We start from the raw sequence: 20,862 nt of genomic DNA, 5'->3' as shown, positions 1-20,862 counted from the left end.
TCCCTCCGCTAAAAAGCGTCCGTCCGGAGTGCAAATCAACCGTATTTCAAGTGGAACCTAACTTTATAACACTTTTCAAAGCTCTCCATTTAAATAGGAGAGTTTTTTTTCTTGTTCATAACCAAATGTTCTTGTACGATAAAGACATAGAGAAAGTATAGGTGATGATATGGAAAAAATGATGCCTTTTATTCAAGCGATGGAAGAAGGAAACTTAGAAAAACTGGGAGAGCTGCTGGATGCTTTTTTACTGGATGGACATCCAGATGAGCAATATGAACTCTCGGATTTATTAGCACAATATGGTTTTTTACAACAAGCGGTGCAAGTATTAGACCATTTACACTTTTTATTCCCAGAAGAAAATCAACTGAAAATTGATCAAGCACAGCTTTATCTAGAAATGGATAAAGAAGATGAGGCACTAGAATTACTTACAAAAGTTGAAAAATCGAGTGATGCATACCCACAAGCACTTCTTACCTTAGCTGATTATTATCAAATGATCGGATTATATGAAGTAGCGGAGCAAAAGATTAATGAAGCAATCGGCATTATGCCAAAAGAACCATTACTTCTTTACGCAAAAGGGGAACTATTATTTGAAACTGGTAGATATTTAGAAGCTGCTAGATTAATGGAAGATTTACTTCCGCAGCAAGAAGCAATTCCAGCAGTGGACTTATCGCTCAAGCTAGCAGAAATTTATAGTGCGGGAGCGGCTTATGAGGAAGCGATTCCTTATTATGCAGAAGCATTGCAGAAGGAAGTAGCTCCAGATGTTTTATTTCACGCCTCCTATGCTTCATTCCAAGCGCAGTATTATGAATCAGCTGTGAAACATTTAGAAAATTTACTTGAAATCGATCCAGATTATTTTTCGGGATATATGTTGCTTGCGGAAACGTATGCAATGCTTGAGAAAAATGAAGAAGCATTGAAAGCGATAACAGATGGTATTGCAAGAGATGAATTTGAGAAAGAATATTATTTATTTGCAGGTAAAATTTCGCTTAAATTGGGTAGAGTGAAAGAAGCGGAGTCATTCTTGCGCGAAGCCATTGCACTTGATCCAGAATATATGGATGCAATTTTTATTCTTTCTTCATTATTTTCGGCAGAAGAGATGGATGAGGAGTTAATCGAACTGTATGAAACGTTGAAGCAACAACACTTTGAGTGGTCATCTATGTACCCATTTATCGCTAGTAGCTATGAGCGTTTAGAATTGTACGATGAAGCATATGCATTTTATAAGCTAGCATATAATGAACATAAAGAGGATGCTGCATTTTTAGAAAAATACGTCTATTTCCTGCTAGAAGAAGGGAAAAGAGACGAAGCACTAGAAGTAGTAGCAATACTGCAAAAATTACAGCCTGAAAATAGTACTTGGTTTGACTTAGTGGAATAAAAAGAGGAAGGAGAGGTTACGTGACTGCTTCTGTTTCAGTTGGGGAGAAAAAAGAATTTGTTCGATGGTTTTTAAAAAAGTATCAAATGAAAAGAAGAGAGTGCGTCTGGATTTTGAATTACTTAATAAGTCACGAAACACTGTTAAATAACGTACATTTTGTGGAGGAAGCACACTATTGTCCTAGAGCAATGATCATGTCGGTTACAACATCCTCTGGCATCCCATTTCGCTTTTACAAGGGCAGTGTGATGACAGCAGATGCGGAAAAGTCATTTCATGATCTACGTCTACATCCAGAAGAAGACATGTACATTCAATTGAACTTTCAAACGCTCCCACCTAGCCCAGAGTACTTAGCGGTATTAGAAGAAAATCCTTTTATGCCAAAGTATTTGCATATAAGTGAAAAGGATAAACGAATCGCTGAGGATATGTTAGCGGAAAGTCTTCATTCATTTCAAGTAGAACAATTAAAAAAACAAATTGATCAAGCGATTGATGAAAATAACAAAAATAAATTTTTGGAGCTTTCAGAATTGTGGAAACAACTACAGCATAGAGGAAATTAGGAGAGATAACCATGCATTGGAACGGAAAAGATAGTGCAGTATTTCAAGCACAAAAAGAATATATAGATACAGCAGTGATCCCACTAATTGTTATTGATGGTTCGGAGCATGGATTTCCATTTGCTGCATCTGCAGCGGATTTTACGTTATCTTTGGCAAATTTAATTGAAAATCAGTTTAAAGGAAGGATTGTTTTATTTCCTTCCTTCTCTTATACAGCAGGACAGGACAAGCAGTCATTGTTAGATATCTGGAAAGAGGAACTATTAAAAGCCGAGTTTAAGTACATATTTTTCATTACTTCTGATCGTGAGTGGAGTACTTTGGGGGATGAACATGACGTAATTTGGACACCATCAGTTCCACTAGATTCCATGGATCAAAAAATGAGAAATTCTGTGTTAGAAGACCAACTACGACAACTCATTCCAATATTCGCGAAAAAATGGGCGAATTAGTGACAAATTGTTGCATGAAATGTTCACAAAGTTCATAATTCATGACAAAGGAATATTGACCTTCCTTTTTTATTGATATATCATGGATATGTCCTAGTATTATTATTTCAAGCAAGTATGTCCATTGGACTGACCTTTAAGTAAGAGGGGGGAAAAGGATGAGTAACAATAAAGTATCAAGACGTCAATTTCTAAGTTATACATTAACAGGTGTTGGCGGTTTCATGGCAGCAGGAATGCTTATGCCAATGGTACGATTTGCAATTGATCCTGTATTGCAAAAATCAGAAGGTGGAGATTTCGTATTAACGGAGAAGAAAATTGCCGATATTACAGAAGTTCCCGAGCGTGTAGATTTCACTTTTGAACAAGTGGATGCATGGTACAAGTCTGATATAACAAATGCTGCATGGGTTTACAAAGAAGGAGATCAAATTATTGCACTTTCTCCTGTATGTAAGCATTTAGGATGTACGGTAAACTGGGAAGGTGACCCAGCACACAAAAATCAATTCTTCTGTCCATGTCACGCAGGTCGTTATGAGAAAAACGGACAGAACGTTCCAAAAACACCACCTCTAGGTCCGTTGGATCAATTTGAAATTCGTGAAAATGACGGTTTCTTAGAAATTGGAAAAGCTATACCTAACACATTAGTTTAAAAGTAAGGGGGTACGACATCAGTGCTTAATAAAATCTATGATTGGGTGGATGAACGTCTAGATATTACACCTATATGGCGTGATATTGCAGACCACGAAGTACCAGAACACGTAAACCCTGCACACCATTTCTCTGCATTTGTTTATTGTTTCGGGGGATTAACATTCTTCATCACAGTTATTCAAATTCTATCCGGTATGTTCTTAACTATGTATTACGTACCAGATATTGAAAATGCATGGGAATCTGTTTACTATCTTCAAAATGAAGTAGCATTCGGAGAAATCGTGCGTGGGATGCATCACTGGGGAGCGTCACTTGTTATTGTTATGATGTTCTTACATACATTACGTGTATTCTTTACTGGTTCTTATAAAAAACCTCGTGAACTAAACTGGATGGTTGGAGTTTTAATCTTCGCTGTTATGTTAGGTTTAGGATTTACGGGATACTTACTACCTTGGGACATGAAAGCATTGTTCGCAACAAAAGTAGGTATTGAAATTGCTGCATCTGTTCCATTTATTGGTGGAATGATTAAAACGCTTTTAGCTGGTGATGAAACAATCATCGGTGCACAAACTTTAACAAGATTCTTTGCGATTCATGTGTTCTTCTTACCGGCTGCATTATTCGGTTTACTTGCAGCACACTTTATCATGATTCGTCGTCAAGGTATATCTGGACCACTATAATGGGTAAGTGGTACGGATTATTCTTAAAAAGGAGGGGACATTATGCATCGCGGAAAAGGTATGAAATTTGTTGGTGACTCGCGTGTCACAGATCCAGCTAGCAGACCAAAGAAAACTCCGAAAGACTATTCTGAGTATCCGGGTAAAACAGAAGCTTTCTGGCCAGACTTTTTATTGAAGGAATGGTTAGTCGGTGCTGTTTTCTTAGTAGGTTATCTAGTATTAACTGCTGTACATCCATCTCCACTGGAACGTCCAGCTGATCCAGCGGATACAGGCTATATTCCAGTACCAGACTGGTATTTCTTATTCTTATACCAGTTATTAAAATATGAGTTTGCTTCTGGTCCTTTTAATATTATTGGAGCAATTATCATGCCAGGTTTAGCTTTTGGTGCACTTCTATTAGTACCATTCTTAGACACTAGTAAAGAAAGACGTCCATTTAAACGTCCTTTACCAACTGGTTTTATGCTTCTAGCATTAGCTGCAATTATTTTCTTAACTTGGGAATCAGTAGTAAACCATGACTGGGAAGCTGCTGCAGAATACGGTAAGATTAAAGAAGAAGTTGCAGTAGAAATTGATGAAACTTCTGAAGGCTATCAGCTGTATCAAGCGTCGTCTTGTATCGGTTGTCATGGTAATGCTTTCGAAGGCGGTTTAGGTAAGCCATTAATCGGTTTAGACTATACTGCTGATGAAATCGTTAACATTGCGCATGAAGGTATTGGCGGGATGCCAGGTGGTACTTACACTGGAACGGAAGAAGAGCTTCACAAACTAGCAGAATTTATTACAACACTTCAACCAACGGAATAAATAGCTAGACATAATAAAAAGTAAAGAGAGTCAGGAAACTGACTCTCTTTTTTACTTACCAATGAAGGAGCGTTTCTATGAAAGAAATGATAACGTATGGGAAGTTAGTGCTCTTTAATAAGTCTTTTATGTGGTTATTGTTCGTAGTGAATTTATTAGGGACAATTTACGGTTATATTTGGTATGAGAGCCAGCTCTCAGTTACGGAGCCTAAATTTCTTCTGTTTGTTCCTGATAGCCCAACAGCAAGTTTATTTTTTACGATTGCATTACTCGGATGGCTATTAAAGAAAAATTGGAAGTTAATAGAAGCACTTGCGCTTATTACGTTGGTTAAATACGGTGTATGGGCAGTAGTCATGAATATTTGGACGTATATCGAGACTGGTTCCATAGGCTGGATGGGATGGATGCTTGTCGCTTCTCATTTCGCAATGGCATTACAGGCTGTACTTTATATACCTTTCTATAGATTTAAATTCGTACATATTTTTATCGCAGCAGTTTGGACATTGCATAATGATGTCATTGACTATGTATTCGGCCAAATGCCCACATATCGTAGTTTGAGCGAATATGCCAGTCAAATTGGCTATTTTACATTTTGGTTATCAATTGTATGTATTAGCATTGCAATTGTAGTATATCAAAAAAGGTCAAATCGTATTAGTTGAATGAGATTGGATAACCTATTAAAATAATAAGTATAGATTCAGAAAGGGGAAATGCTTCGTGATTTCTTATATCATATATTTTGCAATAATATTGTTATTGCCGATATATGCACAAATGAAAGTAAAACGTACGTATAAAAAATATTCCAAAGTACGCTCAACTTCTGGTATGACTGGTGCACAAGTAGCAAGAACCATTTTAGATGCAAATGGATTATATGAAGTAAAAGTAGTTGAAAGTAGTGGTTTTTTAAGTGATCATTACAACCCAATGACTAAGATTGTCGCATTGTCTTCGCATAACTATCATGAGGCTTCCGTTGCAGGATCGGCTATTGCAGCCCATGAGGTAGGACATGCAGTTCAACATAAAGAAGCTTATTCATTTTTAACATTACGTCATAAATTAGTCCCTATTGCAAATATTTCTTCTCATGCTTCATGGATTTTTGTTATGATCGGTATATTTGCTTCCATGAGTGGCTTGTTGTTACTTGGTATCTTGTTACTAGCTGCTGGTGTTGTGTTCCAAATTGTTACGCTTCCAGTTGAGTTTAACGCTTCGAATCGGGCGATGGACCAAATGGTATCGCATGGTATTATTCGCAATGAGGAAGAACGTCATGCGAAGAAAGTATTAAATGCTGCTGCTTTAACATACGTTGCTGCTACTGCAGTTGCTGTACTTGAGTTACTACGTTTAATATTGATTTATACAGGTATGAGTAGTAGAGACGAATAAAATAATACATGTAAAATAAAAGGATTGTTCAAAGTCTCCATGACTTAGGACAATCCTTTTTGAAATAGAATAAGTAAATGTATTATTTCCCACTTTATTAATTCAGTGTTTTGATAGTTTGGAGAAAGGGTATGTTTAAACACTACTGTTGATTTCCGTTACAGGCGGACGCTTTTTAGCGGGGTGAGCGATGAGCCATCACCGTAGCTACGCGTACACCTGAGATCTCTCATCTGTCTCACCAGAGGAACGAAGGCTAAGTGCGCCACATCGAAGGAAGGCAATCTAATTTCGCCGCGTCCTGCGGCAACGATTGCAATGTCTTTCTGCGACGAGTAACCGCAGGAGCATGACCCACGTCCTGTGGGCACACGCGCCTTCGTGACCATCGTCCTGTTGGCCTCCGCTGGAGTCGCCGCCTTCCACTACAATCATATAAGTGAATATTACTCAGGCATAAGATCAGTCTCTCAAAACTCAGACTATAATAATATAGTAAAGAGTCTGTCCAAAGCCCTTCGAAACGATAGAAACAGGTTTTAATCTTATTGTAAAATCCTATTTTTCACTTTTAATCTATTGGCCTTTTCTCCTCGTCGAGCGTGAATCCTTCACCCATTACATCATTCGTTTCCGTAACAGAAACAAATGCATGAGGATCTACTGCTGTGATAATCGATTTGAGACGAACAATTTCATTTTTAGCAATAACACAATATAAAATCTCGCGTTCTTTCTTTGTATAATGTCCATATCCTTTTAAAACAGTCACTCCACGGTCCATTTCGTTCGTTATACGGTTTGCAATAGTATCTTGATGTTCAGAGATGATGAACGCTCCACGCGCCGCATACCCACCTTCCTGTACAAAATCGATTACACGTGCTCCGACAAAAACGGCCACAAGTGTGTACATCACGGATCTAATATCTAAAAATGTAAGCCAGGAAACTAAAATGACCAATGCATCGAACATGAACATCGTTTTGCCCATACTCCAGCCGAGATACTTTTGACCAAGTCTTGCGATAATATCCACACCACCAGTAGTGCCACCAAATCTGAAAATAATACCTAAACCGACCCCGACAAATACCCCTGCAAATAAAGAAACAAGAAACATGTCATCTTGTAAACCAATTTGTACTTCGTAAATCTGAAATATTTTCAAAAATACAGAAACCGCTACAGTGCCGATGATTGTATACAAAAATACTTTTCTGCCTAAAAGCTTCCATCCTAATATAAACATAGGAATATTTAATAACAGGTTCATTAAAGCTACATCCCATTTAAAAACGAAAAATAAGATTAATGTGATTCCTGCAAAGCCGCCTTCCCCAAGCTCATTTTGCATATTAAAATGAACAAATCCGTAGCTATAAATTGCAGAACCAATTAAGATCATAATAATATTTTTTAATTTTAAACCAAGTCCCATTGTCCCACCTCTTTCAATAGTTCATACTAAAGTTATTATCTTTTATTTAATAGCTTTTGACAACCAGTGTGTAAATTTATTACGATGAGGATAGGAGAGTGAAAAATATGTCGGAAATGAAAACATTATCTGCACTTCAACATGAAGTAGATGCATACATAAGTCAATTTAAAGAAGGATACTTTCCTCCAATGGAACTTTTAGCAAGATTAACGGAAGAACTTGGAGAACTCTCACGAGAGGTTCAACATAAGTATGGCACGAAGAAAAAGAAGCATACAGAAGTAGAGAAAGAACTTGCAGATGAAATGGGAGATTTCTTTTTTGTTCTAATATGTTTGGCAAATGCAGAAGGTATAGATTTACAGGATTCTTTACAAAACGTATTGCATAAATACAATACACGTGATAAAGATCGATGGACAAAAAAGGAGGACTAACAATGGTTATAAAAGTAGCAATAGCAGGACCTAGAGGTAGAATGGGGAAAGAAGCGGTAGCAACCATTATTAAAAATGAAGAATTTCTATTAGTGGGGTTATTAGATCATAAAAAAGATCAAGAATATTTGGGGGATATGATACCAATTTTCACCTCACTAGAGGAACTTATTGAACAAACCGAGCCAGATGTATTAGTGGATTTAACGATACCTACAGCTGTTTTTGGGCATGCTATGACAGCTCTAAGATATGGTGTGAGGCCAGTTATTGGTACTACGGGCTTTACTGATTTACAATTAGACGAGATACGAACCAAAGTAGAAGAAAAACAGGTTGGTTGTATTATCGCTCCGAACTTCTCGATTGGGGCAGTTCTGATGATGAAATTTGCGCAAACGGCTGCGAAATATTTACCGGATGTTGAAATAATTGAAATGCACCATGATCGAAAAGTAGATGCTCCTTCCGGCACGGCAATTAAAACAGCTCAGATGATCCAAGATACTAGAAACCCATTTGAACAAGGACATCCGGATGAAGAAGAAATATTCGCAGGTGCTAGAGGAGCTAATATCGAAGGGATGCGTATTCATAGCGTCCGTTTACCTGGTTTAGTAGCGCACCAGCAAGTATTACTTGGAGGGGAAGGACAACTCCTCACACTTCGCCACGACTCGTTTGATCGTACTTCTTTCATGTCAGGTATCGTTTTGTCGATTCATGAAATAATGAAACGAAATACACTTATATATGGCTTAGAAGAGATTATTTTATAGGAGTGACACCATGAGAATTGCTTTAGTAGCACATGACAAGAAAAAAGAGGATTTAGTCCAATTTGTAACTGCATATAAAACAATTTTAGAAGAGCATGAATTATTTGCAACAGGTACTACTGGCACTCGCATTATTAATGAGGTTGGATTGTCGGTATTTAGATATAAATCAGGTCCACTAGGCGGGGACCAACAAATTGGTTCAGCAATCGCCAACAATGAAATGGATATGGTCATCTTTTTCCGTGACCCCTTAACTGCACAGCCGCATGAACCGGACGTAACTGCATTGATACGCCTATGTGATGTATACCAAATTCCGCTTGCCACGAATATGGGAACAGCAGAGATTTTATTAAAAGGAATTGAAGAAGGATTTTTAGATTGGCGTTTATTGGAAGAAAGACGCGCTCGTTAAGGAAGTGATTGTATGCGTAAATTAAAAATTGGGATTACATGCTATCCATCTGTTGGTGGATCGGGTGTAATTGCCACGGAACTTGGTAAAATGCTTGCTGAAAAAGGACATGAAATACATTTCATCACTTCCAGTATGCCTTTTCGTTTAAACAAAATGTATCCGTCCATTACTTTTCATCAAGTTGAAGTAAATAGTTATTCTGTATTTCAATATGCCCCGTATGATATTGCGCTCGCAAATAAAATGGCAGAAGTGATAATAGACGAAGAGTTAGACGTATTGCATGTGCATTATGCAATGCCGCATGCAGTATGTGCGATTCTAGCAAAAGACATGGCAAAATCCGATATCGGCATTGTGACGACATTGCACGGTACAGATATTACCGTATTAGGAGATGATTCTGCTCTTTCTGGTGCAATCCGATATGGAATCGAAAAATCGGATGTTGTTACAGCCGTTTCGCATTCATTAGCAAACCAAACAATGGAATTAATAGCTCCACAACAAGAAATAGAAACAATCTATAACTTTGTAGATGAACAAGAATATTACAAAAAAGATGCAGGAAATTTGAAAGAATTACTAGGAATTGCGCCGGATGAAAAAGTAGTCATTCATGTTTCTAATTTTAGGAAAGTGAAGTGTGTTCCTGATATAGTGAAAAGTTTTGAACTAATCCGTAAAGAGGTGCCCGCAAAGCTTCTTTTAGTTGGAGATGGTCCTGAAAAACATCCAGTAATGGAATATGTAAAAGGAACGTCTTTTGAACGAGATGTTCTATTTCTTGGGAAACAAGAAAATTTGTCCGAGCTATATTCCATCTCCGATTTAATGCTTCTACTTTCACAAAAAGAATCGTTCGGTTTAGTTTTATTAGAAGCAATGGCTTGTGAAGTACCATGTATAGGAACAAATGTCGGTGGTATTCCTGAAGTGATCATTCACGGGGAAAATGGTTATTTAGTCGAGCTTGGAGATATTGAAAAAGTAGCAGAATATGGGGTTCGATTATTACAAGATCCAATTTTACATAAACAAATGGTGGAAACTTCTTTAATCTTTATCGAGGAACGATTTAGTTCGAAGAAAATAGTAGAACAGTACGAGTCGATGTACGAAAGAGTGGCGAAGAAATAAGATGATGAAAACCCGGTGGCCAGAAGCTTATAAAGTAATCGAAACACTTGAGAATGCTGGTTTTGAAGCATATGTTGTCGGCGGTGCAGTCCGTGATTTCCTAAGGAACGTAAATGCAAATGATGTGGATGTGACAACAAATGCCACACCGAATGAGGTCAAACAGTTATTTCCTCACACGATTGATGTTGGAATCGAACATGGCACTGTGCTAGTTGTATTAAAAGAGACGATTGAAGTAACAACGTTTCGTTCGGAAGCTACTTACTCCGATTTCAGAAGACCAGACGCTGTTACATTTGTTCGAACGCTTCAGGAAGATTTACAGAGACGTGATTTTACGATGAATGCAATGGCACTATCCAAAACGGATGAGCTCATCGATTATTTTGGTGGTAGGGAAGATATAAAGCGTAACATAGTAAGAGCCGTTGGGGATCCAACGAAACGTTTTTCAGAAGATGCACTTCGAATGCTACGAGCTATTCGCTTCTCAGCACAGTTGAACTATTCTCTCCATGCAGATACGCTGCAAGCCATTCAATCTCTTCATCATCTGATCGCTCATGTTTCGATGGAGCGGGTAAAAGTGGAGTTGGAGAAAATCTGGATAAGTAATTATGTGGCAAATGGCATGGAGTTATTTGTTTCCAGTCAGTTAGCTGCCAATTTCCGAGGTGATTGGAAAACGTATTGCCCTAGCTGGGAAAGTTTTTCGAGCTTCGGTAAGACTGCAAATGGATGGGCATTTTTTGCCCTAATGCAGCAGCCTACTGAAGTAGCGGCTTACCTTTCCTATTATAAATGTTCGAACGCCGAAAAAGCGCATGTGAACCATATATTAGCAGCAGTACAGCAACTAGAAAAAGGATATTGGAGTCCTTATAACTTTTTTCAGTTTGACGAAGACGTGTTAATAGCAGCTGCGAGTTTTGCAAAACAACTGAGGAACATGGAAGCAACATATACAGTTGAACAAATACAACAAACAAAAGCAGCCCTTCCTATTACATCCGTCAAAGAAGTAGTCGTAAACGGCAATGATTTAATGGAGTGGACACAGAAAAAAAGAGGTCCATGGATTAGGGAAGTGTTCGAAAAAATAACATTAGAAATCGTAAACGGTACATTGATGAACGATAGAAAATGGATAAAGGAATGGTTTTTTCGTGAGTATGTCAATGAAAGAAAAGATACTTTCCCAACTAATTAATGCAAATGGTGAACCAATTTCAGGTCAGAAGCTCGCGGATGAATTGAATATTTCCCGAACGATGATTTGGAAGCACTTAAAAAGCATTGAAGAAGACGGATATGTGATTGAGGCTATTAAGAAAAAAGGTTATATTTTGCAATCCATACCAGACATTGTGTCACAAGAACGAATTGCATCTTATTTAGAAACGAAGTCTATTGGAAGAAATATAGTCTATTATCCCGTTTGTGAATCGACTCAAACGATTGCAACGGAAAAAGCAAGTGAAGATGCACCTCATGGAACGGTCATTATTACAGAACAGCAAACAGCTGGTCGTGGAAGACTAGAACGTCCTTGGGATTCTTCTGCAAATAAAGGAATATGGATGAGCGTCATAATCCGCCCAGAAATCAGTCCTCATTATGCAGCCCAATTTACGCTCGTTTCCGCAGTAGCAATTACACGTGCAATTGAAGATTTGACCAATTGCTCACCAGCGATCAAATGGCCGAATGATTTATTGATCAATGGCAAAAAAGTGACAGGCATTTTGACTGAACTTCAAGCAGATATGGATCGCGTACAAGCGATTATTATCGGCATAGGCGTAAATGTGAATCAAGATCTAGATGCATTTGATGAGTCGATTCAATCGATTGCTACTTCGCTTAAAATGGAGTCGGGACAAGAAGTGAACCGTGCAGAACTCGTCGCAAAAATATTATTCTATCTAGAAAAATACGCAGATATGTATGTTGAAAATGGCTTCGAACCGATTAAATTACTTTGGGAAAGTTATAATTGTACAATCGGTAAACGAATTCGTGCAAACATGCTACGCGAAACATTAGAAGGCGTTGCAATGGGTATTACGAATGATGGTGTTCTAGAGCTTAAGCTGGATAATGGGGAAATCCGAGGCATTTACTCAGCGGATATACATTTGATGAATAAATAAATTGACCTAAGCTCCCGAAAATGATTTCGGGAGCTTTTTCGTAATTTGGGGTTCGATTCGCTATATCTATATTCCGTGAATGCATACAAATGTTGTACATGATCTAATTTTTATTTAATGAGCGGTCTAAACAAGATATCCACTTGAAAAAATCTTTTTGTAGCAAAAGCAAAAAAAGTGGTACAAACATTCGGATTAGCAAAATACTAACACTGCAATCAACCTAGTAATTAACTATGTTTTTGAAACATAAAATGGCTTAGTTCTTACTCAAGGGGAACTAAGCCATAACTATTTCGGTATTTGAAATATTTAACAAAGGCACCCGTTAGTCGAACAAGAATAATGTTTATTACTCTGAAATTAAAGCCCCTTTAGCTGGATGATGTTTAAATCGATGGGAACGATTAATCACTCTTCCGTTCCTCATTTATCGCCCTATTAGCTATCCATACACCCATAAATCCCGCAGCAAGTGAGGGTGGCAAACTGGTTATTAGCCAAACCCAATCTCCTGAAAGCAATGATACAACTAAAAAAATTACTGGAAAACCAATTAATACAAACAATGAAAGAAATAACCCTAATTTAGTGTCCTTTTTCACTTTGCTTTTACAACTCCCTTCAATAAACTTTTTATTTAATTAGCATATGGTAAGTTTTTTTAAAAGTATCACTTCTCTATATTCAAGTATGACTATCGTTGCTAAGGGTTCATATACAGAAATGCTTCTATAACTATCCTGCCCTGTTAGTTAAAGAAGACAAAATTTAACATTTCTCTATACTATGCGGATTTTTTGTAAAAATTTCAAATAATTTCCACGTTAATAAGAAGTAAGAGTATATCATGAATCTTAAATCAAACTTTTTGACATCTTTTTTAACATGCTAATTAACAAGCTGATTAGAAATGATTTTTTAAATTACAATAACCAATGTTACCTTGATGATTTAGTTGCTAATGGTTGTGTTAAAACTGTATCCAATACAGTGAAAACCGCTATAATCAATAAAATATGGACTGTTAATTATCGTGCAATTAACAGTCCATTTGTGTGTTTAATTTATGTTTTGTACCATTCAAGTGAACGTGTTAATCATTTTATGGTCTGTTTTTTTTCCGAAACATCAAGTAGTTCACTGAAATTCATTGTGAAATATTACATTTAAAATAACACATCGGGTAAGTTCAACAAACATAAGTGTTCGTACTGTGAATTATCTTCTTTTATACCTTTTGAAACTTTTCTATCAGATAAGCGTATGCATTAATAAATACTACTTTCTGAGGTGATAATAATCGACGAACAAAAACTTATTTGCAAATCCTGCGGTAGTGATTCTTTCACTATAGGGATAATGGATAACTATGCTAAATTAAGACCAATTGATAAATCTTTTTACGCTGGGTCTGCGCTTATCTATACTTTCTGCAAAGATTGTGGAGAAGTCGCATCCATCAAGGTTGAGAAAACGCACAAATTTTAAGTTATGAAAGTTATCAGAAGGAAAGAGGTAAATGTATCCATTGAATTTTTTAACTAATTAGTGGTGCTTTAGTAAAAATGGACAGCAAAATTCATGAGCTTGGAGAAACGTTTTCCAACTCATTTTTTATGTGCATTTTTATAATCTTGGCATTATGACTAAGCGATTGACGAAGAATTATTCTCACTATCTGACAATATAGACATATATACCATTCCAAATGAGGGGCTTTATTTTAGGGTGATGAAATTTGATACCTGTAAATAAAGTTTTCCGTATTACAAAGAGGTGGATTATGAAAAAGATAGCTTTAATTGGTTCAGGAGGGTCAGGGAAATCCACTCTTGCAAGAAAATTAGGGAAAAAGTTGAACATAGAGGTTTATCATTTAGATGCATTATTTTGGAAAGCAAATTGGATGATGACATCAAAAAAAGAACAAATAAAAGTACAGAATGAATTAGTTAAAAAAGAAGAATGGATTATTGATGGGAATTATAACAGTACATTGGATATAAGAATAAATGCTGCTGACACTATTATTTTTGTAGATATTAGTCGGATAATATGCACGTATCGTGTTTTTAAACGGATGGTTCAATATCGAGGCAAATCAAGACCAGATATGGCAGAAGGCGTGAAAGAAAGGCTAGACTTTAGCTTTTTGAAATGGGTTTGGGATTACCCGAAAACAAAGAAACCTATTGTTTTAATGCAACTTGAGCAACTGCCTAAAAATAAGAAAATTATTGTTTTAAAATCTCCAAGAGAAGTACATCTTTTTTTAGAAAAAAATATAAATGAGTGGTAGTCTTTTGGATAGTTAATGGAGTACATAAAGAAGCAGATCCAAAAAGGACTTTCATTCTTTCACCTCACTATTAAAAATGGTTTAAAATATTAATTGTATATAGACGAAATTTTCTGTGTAAATATAGGTTTGTATGGTAAATTAGTATAAATATAGAGAAAATCCATATACGACGGGAATAATTATACAAATATCTGGAAGGATCGATTTACAGTGAATATTGAGTGTACACGATTTCGTGTGAGACCAGGTAAAACGGAGAGAAAGTAAATGAATGGTTAGCGTTTTTGAATGAGCAAATGGAAGAAGTCCTATTAACACTTGAAGGCGAGCAAATGTACATAGAAACGATTTTTCGAGAAATTTTAAATGGAGAAGAATATCTATATTGGTATTCCATTCAAGGGACAGGTGGGGTGGAAGTAAATGAATCAGAACATTGATTGATAAAAAACACCTTGCCTATTGGAAGGAATGTATTGACCAATCATATAATCCAGTAGATTTACAAACTGAAGTTTTGATGATTCCTGAAAAGGTACGAGCATCCATGAGGTAGGTATCGCCAGGTTATAAACGATGAACCCATTAAGTAAAATCATTTGGACGACCAAGCAATTTTCTGTTATTCTGTAAGCGTTGGGCAGTATCGTATGGCGAACTGCACCAGTTGTAAATGGAAGTTAATTGAATAGTCTGCCTTGATCTGCATATGACAGGGACGGAGAAAACCTTTGAAACTACATTTTCTGCCCTTTTCGTCCACTTTTGGTACGAAGGGCTTTTTAGTTGGTTTTCTCTCCACTTAAAAAGAGGAGGAATTTAATTGAAAACGACGAGTAATTTTGTAGAAATGAAGAAAAAAGAGGAAAAGATTACAATGATGACGGCGTACGATTACCCAACTGCTAAATTTGCAGAAGAAGCAGGAATCGACATGCTATTGGTAGGAGATTCGCTTGGGATGGTTGTGCTAGGATATGATTCTACTGTACTAGTTACGATGGATGATATGATTCATCACGGAAAAGCAACGAGAAGAGGGGCGCTGAATACATTTTTAGTCGTGGACATGCCGTTTGGTACGTATCACGGTTCACTGGATCAGTCCCTTGCAAATGCCGTGAAAATTATGCAACAAACAGGGGCACAGGCGGTAAAAGTCGAAGGTGCGGACGATGTACTGCTAGTTATTGAAAAGTTGACTTCAGCGGGAATCCCAGTAGTAGCGCATCTTGGCTTAACACCACAATCTGCAGGTGTGCTCGGAGGATATAAAGTGCAAGGTAAGACTGCAGAAGCAGCAGAGAAATTAATAGAAGACGCCAAAAAGTGTGAACTGGCAGGTGCTTGCGCAGTTGTATTGGAATGTATTCCGCATCAATTAACTGAAAAAATTTCGGAAGTCCTAATCGTTCCGACAATCGGTATAGGAGCAGGAGCTTCAGCGGACGGTCAAGTATTAGTATTCCACGATTTAGTGAAATACGGCACGCATCATATTCCGAAGTTTGTTAAGGAATTTGCCAATGTTGGTGAGCCTATAGCAGCAGGTATCCAGCGATATGTGGATGAAGTGAAAAACGGGGCTTTCCCTGCTTTAGAGCATTCATTTACAATGAAAGAAGAGCAACTAAACCAATTGTACGGAGGAACTACCCATGCAAACAGTTCAAACAATAGATGAGTTAAAACAAATTATCGAAGCAAATAAAAATAAAACAATAGGCCTTGTCCCGACAATGGGGTATTTACATGAAGGTCATCAAGCATTGTTAAATAGAGCAAGAAAAGAAAATGACTTTGTCGTTGCGAGCATTTTCGTCAATCCCGCACAATTTGGACCAAATGAGGATTTAGATAGATATCCACGAGATATCGAGCGCGATTTGAAAATCGCTACCGAAGCTGGTGTGGATTTAATTTTTAACCCTACGCCAGAAGAAATGTATCCATTTGAAAGTGGAATTACGATACAAGTAGGGGAGCTCTCTACAAAACTATGCGGAGAGAGTAGACCTGGTCATTTCGATGGTGTGTTAAAAGTTATCACGAAGTTATTTAACCTAGTTCAGCCAACAAAAGTGTATTTTGGTCAAAAAGATGCACAGCAATTAGCCATTGTTGAAACATTTGTACATGCGTATAATTTCCCAGTACAAGTTGTTCGTGTCCAAACAGTTCGTGAAGCGGATGGACTTGCTAAAAGCTCTCGAAATGTGTTTTTAAGTGAAGTGGAAAGAGCAGAGGCTATTCATATATACAAAGCACTTACGCTAGCAACAGAAAATTGGAAGCAAACGAAAAATGTGGATGAAGCAATCGCGGTAGGTAAAGCACATATTGAAGAACATACATCTGGTAAAATAGATTATTTTGAAGTAGTAACATACCCGTTATTGCAACAAGTTTCAGAGCATGCAGACCAGCTTTTATTTGCGACCGCCGTATTTTATGAAAAAGCTCGTTTAATAGATAATATTCTTGTAGATATAAAGGAAGTGTAAGCAATGTTAAGAATGATGTTAAATAGTAAAATTCACCGTGCAACTGTAACGGAAGCTGACTTGAATTATGTTGGAAGTATTACAATTGACCAAAATATTTTAGATGCGGTAGGCATGCTGCCAAATGAAAAAGTGCATATTGTGAACAATAATAACGGGGCACGTTTTGAAACATATATAATTGCTGGAGAAAGAGGCAGTGGTGTTATATGTGTAAACGGAGCAGCTGCTCGTCTCGTACAACGTGGGGACATTGTGATCATTTTATCGTATGCTTATGTGATGAACGAAGAAGCCGCAGCACATCAACCAACTGTTGCGATTATGAATGAAGATAACACAATCAATCAAATTATTCATTATGAACCAGAAGCGACAGTTATGTAATATAGGAAAATAAATGAATAGATACTCTTCTATTCATTAAGTAAGCTCCCGAAGATGCAATTTCGGGAGCTCTTTCGTTTTTTCAAGGGAAGTTTCTTGCTTCTTTTAATAAAGAGACACTTTATAGGGTTAATGAGTCTTAAAAAGCTCTATTTGGTAACCGCTATGATTTCCGCCGGGTGAGCGATGAGCCATCACCGTAGCTGCGCTTCCGTTGTGATTGCTCATCTCCCCGCAGGAGCGTAAGCGACGAGGAGGCCGAAGCCATGCCCGCGGAAAGCGTCCGCCCTGCAGCGGAAAACCTAGCGGAAACTGATTAGTACGCATTATTTCTAAATTGCGCATAGTGTTTAAGGATATCCCTATAAAGTAAGAAAGGCTACCCAAAGTCGAGTATTTCTTTTTAGCATATTTTTCGTTTCTGTTTCCGGAATGTGGTACAATTTTTCTAGAACATAATGGATAGCGAGTTGAGGAATAATGGAAAATCATAAATATGCAGTTGTTGATATTGAAACAACAGGCCATTCATCGACGAGTGGTGACCGTATTATTCAACTTGCAATTGTATTTATTGAAAATAGCAAAATAGTGGATACGTTTACAACTTTTATCAATCCCGAAAAACCAATCCCTTTTTTTATACAAGATCTAACGAAAATTAAAGATAAAGATGTGGAACATGCACCACTGTTCGAAACAATCGGATCGAACGTGTTAGATCTACTGCAAGATCATATTTTTGTCGCGCATAATATTCACTTCGACCTGCCCTTTTTACAAAACGAATTAAAACGAGTAGGGCTTCCAAAACTTGTGTGCAAAACGATGGACACAGTAGAATTTGCTAAACTTATGTTCCCGAATCTGTATAGTTATAAATTGCAAGATATCGCAACCGAATTACATATCCCGCTAGATGTAGCGCATCGTGCAGACGATGATGCGTTAGCTACCGCATATCTATTATTAAAATGCATCGAACGATTAGAAAGTTTGCCTTTAAAAACAATTGAATTATTACATAAAAGATCCTTTCAGTTAAAATCGAATTTATCTATTATATTTTTTGATGTATTAGCGGAAAAAAGAAAACAATATAATGCAACTAACTATCCGATGTACCGGGGGATTCCATTAAAAGAAATTGAAAAAGAGCATGCTGGTATTGATACATCCATTTCTTATCCAAAAACAAAAGAGTTAAAAATGGCCTTATTTCAAAAAGGACTTACTCATTTTGAAGAAAGACAAGGCCAGTTTGCTTTTATGGACGAAATTCAACATTCGCTAGAAAAAAAAGCAGAGACGGTTTGTGAGGCAGAGACTGGAATTGGCAAGACATTAGGGTATTTATTACCTGCTACGATCTACGGGCTGGGTCGCCAAAAGCCCGTCATTATTAGTACATATACGACCCATTTAATTGACCAGTTAGTGCTAGAGGAAATCCCGAAACTAAACCGTGTTTTAGGCACTTCAATACGTGTAGCAAAGCTAAAAGGAATGCACCATTATATTGATTTGTACCGTTTTTGGCAGCATGTGCAGTTAGACGACGAATCGTACGATGAAACATTTACCATCATGCAAATGTTAGTTTGGCTAACGATTACGGATGAAGGGGATCTAACTGAGCTTAATGTTTCTGGTGGGGGACAATTATTCGTAGACAAAATTAGAAAAACATCGCTTTCGAAAATATTGGAAGAGCGGGAAATGGATTTTTATGAAAGAGCGCTACGTAAAAGTGAACAATGCGATATTTTAGTAACGAATCATGCGATGATTATGGCAGACCGAGAACGAGAGAAAAAATTATTATCGCATGGCTGTGTAACAATCATTGACGAAGCACATCAAGTCATTCATGCAAGTATGTCTCGAAAAGAACGCATTTTCTCATATACTACTTGGAAGTATGTACTAGGCCAATTTGGTACATTAGATACAGACCAACTGCTCAGCAAACTTACACTTTTAAATATACCTTTAGCGCTGCGAATTCGACTGGAAAAACAATATGTAGACGTAGTCGAGTCATTTGACCAAGCAATATCGTCTATTATTCATTCCATCCCATCTACAAAGGGTCATTCGAAAAGTACAAAAAGAATGGCGACGTTAGAAGATTTAAACTTGAACCCAGCCATTTTCCGTGAAGTTGCTACTTTGCTGCAAACGTATATTTTATCAGCAAAATCTATATTAGCTACTTACGCGAAAAATAAGCTGGATGATCCAGCTACTGTATTACTGAACGAATGGGAATATTGGATAAGAGAGCTTGAGATTAAAGTAAGTGAATGGGATGAAATCTTTTTAATTGATGAAGCAGTGGAAGCGAAATGGCTAGAAATTGATACGAGAAGCATTCCAGGTAGTTTAACCATTATTAAACGACCGCTAAATTATCAAAAAGATATTAAAGAAGCGGTCGACCCATTAAGGCTATCCGGTGCCGTTATTTGGACTTCTGGTACACTGACTGTGCCTTCTAATCGTCATTTTATAACGTCTCAATTAGGGTTAAGTACGAGTATCCCGATTCATCAATATCGAGCGGCTTATGACTATTATAATGGTGCAGAGCTATTAATCATGGAAGATATGCCAGATATTAAGCAAGTGTCTCAAAGTGATTATATTGAAGCAGTGGCAGAAGCGATTGTTCAAACTGTACTTATAACAGAAGGTAGATGCTTTGTTCTATTTACATCCCAAGATATGTTAAGGAAAACAGTAGAGATCATACAAGATACAAATTTACTGGAAGACTATATGTTATTTGCTCAAGGGATGACTTCAGGAAGTAGAATGCGTCTATTAAAGTCATTTCAACGTTTCTCGAAATCTGTTTTATTTGGAACGAACAGTTTTTGGGAAGGGGTAGACGTTCCAGGGGATGCACTGTCGGTTATTATTATGGTTCGTCTGCCATTTTCATCACCAGATGATCCTTTATATAAAAAACGTGCAGAATTACTAAGCGTTAACGGTCAAAATCCGTTTACTGCGTATTCCCTACCGGAAGCTGTGTTGCGTTTTAGACAAGGGTTCGGTCGTTTAATACGATCATCAAATGATAAAGGTGTTTTTATCGTGTTGGATAGAAGAATAGAAACGAAGTCATATGGGAGTGACTTTTTACAGGCAATTCCTAATATTCCTATTAAGAAAGTGACCCTAGAAAATATGGTCTTAGAGCTTGAAAATTGGTATACTAATGAAGGATGAGTTTTAGAAAGC

Annotated in this window: 21 protein-coding genes and 1 pseudogene; 20 read left to right on the top strand and 2 right to left on the bottom strand. The window is 37.2% G+C overall.

Annotation, left to right across the window (positions count from 1 at the left end):
* The first annotated feature begins 169 nt into the window (after nucleotides 1-169).
* From BMZ04_RS15490 to BMZ04_RS15455, 8 genes are all read left to right on the top strand, one after another.
* Nucleotides 170-1,414, top strand: a complete 1,245-nt coding sequence (locus tag BMZ04_RS15490; RefSeq protein WP_255367952.1) for a tetratricopeptide repeat protein — start codon at nucleotides 170-172, stop codon at nucleotides 1,412-1,414.
* Nucleotides 1,415-1,434: 20 nt separating this feature from the next.
* Nucleotides 1,435-1,986, top strand: coding sequence for a ReoY family proteolytic degradation factor (locus BMZ04_RS15485; RefSeq protein ID WP_093273092.1), 552 nt, complete (start codon nucleotides 1,435-1,437; stop codon nucleotides 1,984-1,986).
* Between the two features lie 11 nt (nucleotides 1,987-1,997).
* Nucleotides 1,998-2,444: a DUF2487 family protein gene (locus BMZ04_RS15480; RefSeq protein WP_093273088.1), complete on the top strand. Its 447-nt coding sequence runs from the start codon at nucleotides 1,998-2,000 to the stop codon at nucleotides 2,442-2,444.
* A 158-nt stretch (nucleotides 2,445-2,602) separates the two neighbouring features.
* Nucleotides 2,603-3,106, top strand: a complete 504-nt coding sequence (locus BMZ04_RS15475; protein ID WP_093273084.1) for a QcrA and Rieske domain-containing protein — start codon at nucleotides 2,603-2,605, stop codon at nucleotides 3,104-3,106.
* Between the two features lie 21 nt (nucleotides 3,107-3,127).
* A complete protein-coding gene (gene qcrB, locus BMZ04_RS15470) occupies nucleotides 3,128-3,802 on the top strand; it encodes a menaquinol-cytochrome c reductase cytochrome b subunit (RefSeq protein WP_093060857.1) in 675 nt (224 codons plus the stop codon).
* A 42-nt stretch (nucleotides 3,803-3,844) separates the two neighbouring features.
* Nucleotides 3,845-4,624, top strand: coding sequence for a menaquinol-cytochrome c reductase cytochrome b/c subunit (locus tag BMZ04_RS15465; RefSeq protein WP_093273081.1), 780 nt, complete (start codon nucleotides 3,845-3,847; stop codon nucleotides 4,622-4,624).
* Nucleotides 4,625-4,701: 77 nt separating this feature from the next.
* Nucleotides 4,702-5,298 carry a lipoprotein heptaprenylglyceryl N-acetyltransferase LhaT gene (locus tag BMZ04_RS15460; RefSeq protein ID WP_093273076.1) on the top strand — a complete coding sequence of 199 codons (597 nt, stop codon included), beginning with the start codon at nucleotides 4,702-4,704 and terminating at the stop codon, nucleotides 5,296-5,298.
* 61 nt (nucleotides 5,299-5,359) lie between these two features.
* Nucleotides 5,360-6,040, top strand: a complete 681-nt coding sequence (locus BMZ04_RS15455) for a zinc metallopeptidase (RefSeq protein ID WP_177184478.1) — start codon at nucleotides 5,360-5,362, stop codon at nucleotides 6,038-6,040.
* Nucleotides 6,041-6,611: 571 nt separating this feature from the next.
* Here the strand turns inward: BMZ04_RS15455 and BMZ04_RS15450 are convergent.
* Nucleotides 6,612-7,481, bottom strand: coding sequence for a YitT family protein (locus BMZ04_RS15450; protein WP_093273069.1), 870 nt, complete (start codon nucleotides 7,479-7,481; stop codon nucleotides 6,612-6,614).
* Nucleotides 7,482-7,588: 107 nt separating this feature from the next.
* Here BMZ04_RS15450 and BMZ04_RS15445 point away from each other — a divergent pair, with 107 nt between their 5' ends.
* Genes BMZ04_RS15445 through BMZ04_RS15420 form a run of 6 tightly spaced genes read left to right on the top strand, consistent with a single transcriptional unit; the run spans nucleotide 7,589 to nucleotide 12,417 of the window.
* Nucleotides 7,589-7,921 (top strand): nucleotide pyrophosphohydrolase, encoded by a 333-nt coding sequence (locus tag BMZ04_RS15445; protein ID WP_093273065.1) that lies wholly within the window; start codon nucleotides 7,589-7,591, stop codon nucleotides 7,919-7,921.
* A gap of 2 nt (nucleotides 7,922-7,923) precedes the next feature.
* Nucleotides 7,924-8,700 (top strand): 4-hydroxy-tetrahydrodipicolinate reductase, encoded by a 777-nt coding sequence (dapB, locus tag BMZ04_RS15440; RefSeq protein ID WP_093273061.1) that lies wholly within the window; start codon nucleotides 7,924-7,926, stop codon nucleotides 8,698-8,700.
* Between the two features lie 10 nt (nucleotides 8,701-8,710).
* Entirely contained in the window at nucleotides 8,711-9,118 is a 408-nt protein-coding gene (gene mgsA, locus BMZ04_RS15435) for a methylglyoxal synthase (RefSeq protein WP_093273056.1), read from the top strand.
* A 12-nt stretch (nucleotides 9,119-9,130) separates the two neighbouring features.
* On the top strand, nucleotides 9,131-10,261 hold the full coding sequence (gene bshA / locus BMZ04_RS15430; protein ID WP_093273053.1) for an N-acetyl-alpha-D-glucosaminyl L-malate synthase BshA: 1,131 nt from the start codon (nucleotides 9,131-9,133) through the stop codon (nucleotides 10,259-10,261).
* A 1-nt stretch (nucleotide 10,262) separates the two neighbouring features.
* On the top strand, nucleotides 10,263-11,474 hold the full coding sequence (locus BMZ04_RS15425; RefSeq protein WP_093273050.1) for a CCA tRNA nucleotidyltransferase: 1,212 nt from the start codon (nucleotides 10,263-10,265) through the stop codon (nucleotides 11,472-11,474).
* On the top strand, nucleotides 11,431-12,417 hold the full coding sequence (locus tag BMZ04_RS15420) for a biotin--[acetyl-CoA-carboxylase] ligase (protein WP_093273047.1): 987 nt from the start codon (nucleotides 11,431-11,433) through the stop codon (nucleotides 12,415-12,417). Before BMZ04_RS15425 ends, BMZ04_RS15420 begins: the two co-directional genes overlap by 44 nt.
* 407 nt (nucleotides 12,418-12,824) lie before the next feature.
* Here the strand turns inward: BMZ04_RS15420 and BMZ04_RS15415 are convergent, their stop codons facing one another.
* Nucleotides 12,825-13,022: a hypothetical protein gene (locus BMZ04_RS15415; protein ID WP_093273042.1), complete on the bottom strand. Its 198-nt coding sequence runs from the start codon at nucleotides 13,020-13,022 to the stop codon at nucleotides 12,825-12,827.
* Between the two features lie 1,181 nt (nucleotides 13,023-14,203).
* Between BMZ04_RS15415 and BMZ04_RS15405 the strand changes: the two genes are divergently transcribed.
* The 6 genes and pseudogenes from BMZ04_RS15405 (at nucleotide 14,204) to dinG (ending at nucleotide 20,850) form a co-directional block, all read left to right on the top strand.
* Nucleotides 14,204-14,719, top strand: a complete 516-nt coding sequence (locus BMZ04_RS15405) for a DNA topology modulation protein (RefSeq protein WP_093273039.1) — start codon at nucleotides 14,204-14,206, stop codon at nucleotides 14,717-14,719.
* A 213-nt stretch (nucleotides 14,720-14,932) separates the two neighbouring features.
* A pseudogene (locus BMZ04_RS15400) lies at nucleotides 14,933-15,278 on the top strand (DUF6176 family protein).
* Between the two features lie 267 nt (nucleotides 15,279-15,545).
* Complete coding sequence (gene panB / locus BMZ04_RS15395) at nucleotides 15,546-16,406, top strand: 3-methyl-2-oxobutanoate hydroxymethyltransferase (RefSeq protein WP_093273035.1); 861 nt, start codon at nucleotides 15,546-15,548, stop codon at nucleotides 16,404-16,406.
* On the top strand, nucleotides 16,381-17,226 hold the full coding sequence (panC, locus tag BMZ04_RS15390) for a pantoate--beta-alanine ligase (protein ID WP_093273032.1): 846 nt from the start codon (nucleotides 16,381-16,383) through the stop codon (nucleotides 17,224-17,226). The genes panB and panC overlap by 26 nt, the downstream gene beginning before the upstream one ends.
* Nucleotides 17,227-17,229: 3 nt before the next feature.
* Nucleotides 17,230-17,613 carry an aspartate 1-decarboxylase gene (panD, locus tag BMZ04_RS15385; protein WP_093273028.1) on the top strand — a complete coding sequence of 128 codons (384 nt, stop codon included), beginning with the start codon at nucleotides 17,230-17,232 and terminating at the stop codon, nucleotides 17,611-17,613.
* A 480-nt stretch (nucleotides 17,614-18,093) separates the two neighbouring features.
* Complete coding sequence (gene dinG / locus BMZ04_RS15380; RefSeq protein ID WP_177184468.1) at nucleotides 18,094-20,850, top strand: ATP-dependent DNA helicase DinG; 2,757 nt, start codon at nucleotides 18,094-18,096, stop codon at nucleotides 20,848-20,850.
* Nucleotides 20,851-20,862: the final 12 nt, after the last annotated feature.

Source organism: Psychrobacillus sp. OK032 (assembly GCF_900111345.1).
Taxonomy (GTDB): domain Bacteria; phylum Bacillota; class Bacilli; order Bacillales_A; family Planococcaceae; genus Psychrobacillus.
The sequence above is the reverse complement of the archived record's forward strand: the minus strand, read 5'-3'. Positions and strand labels throughout refer to the sequence as shown.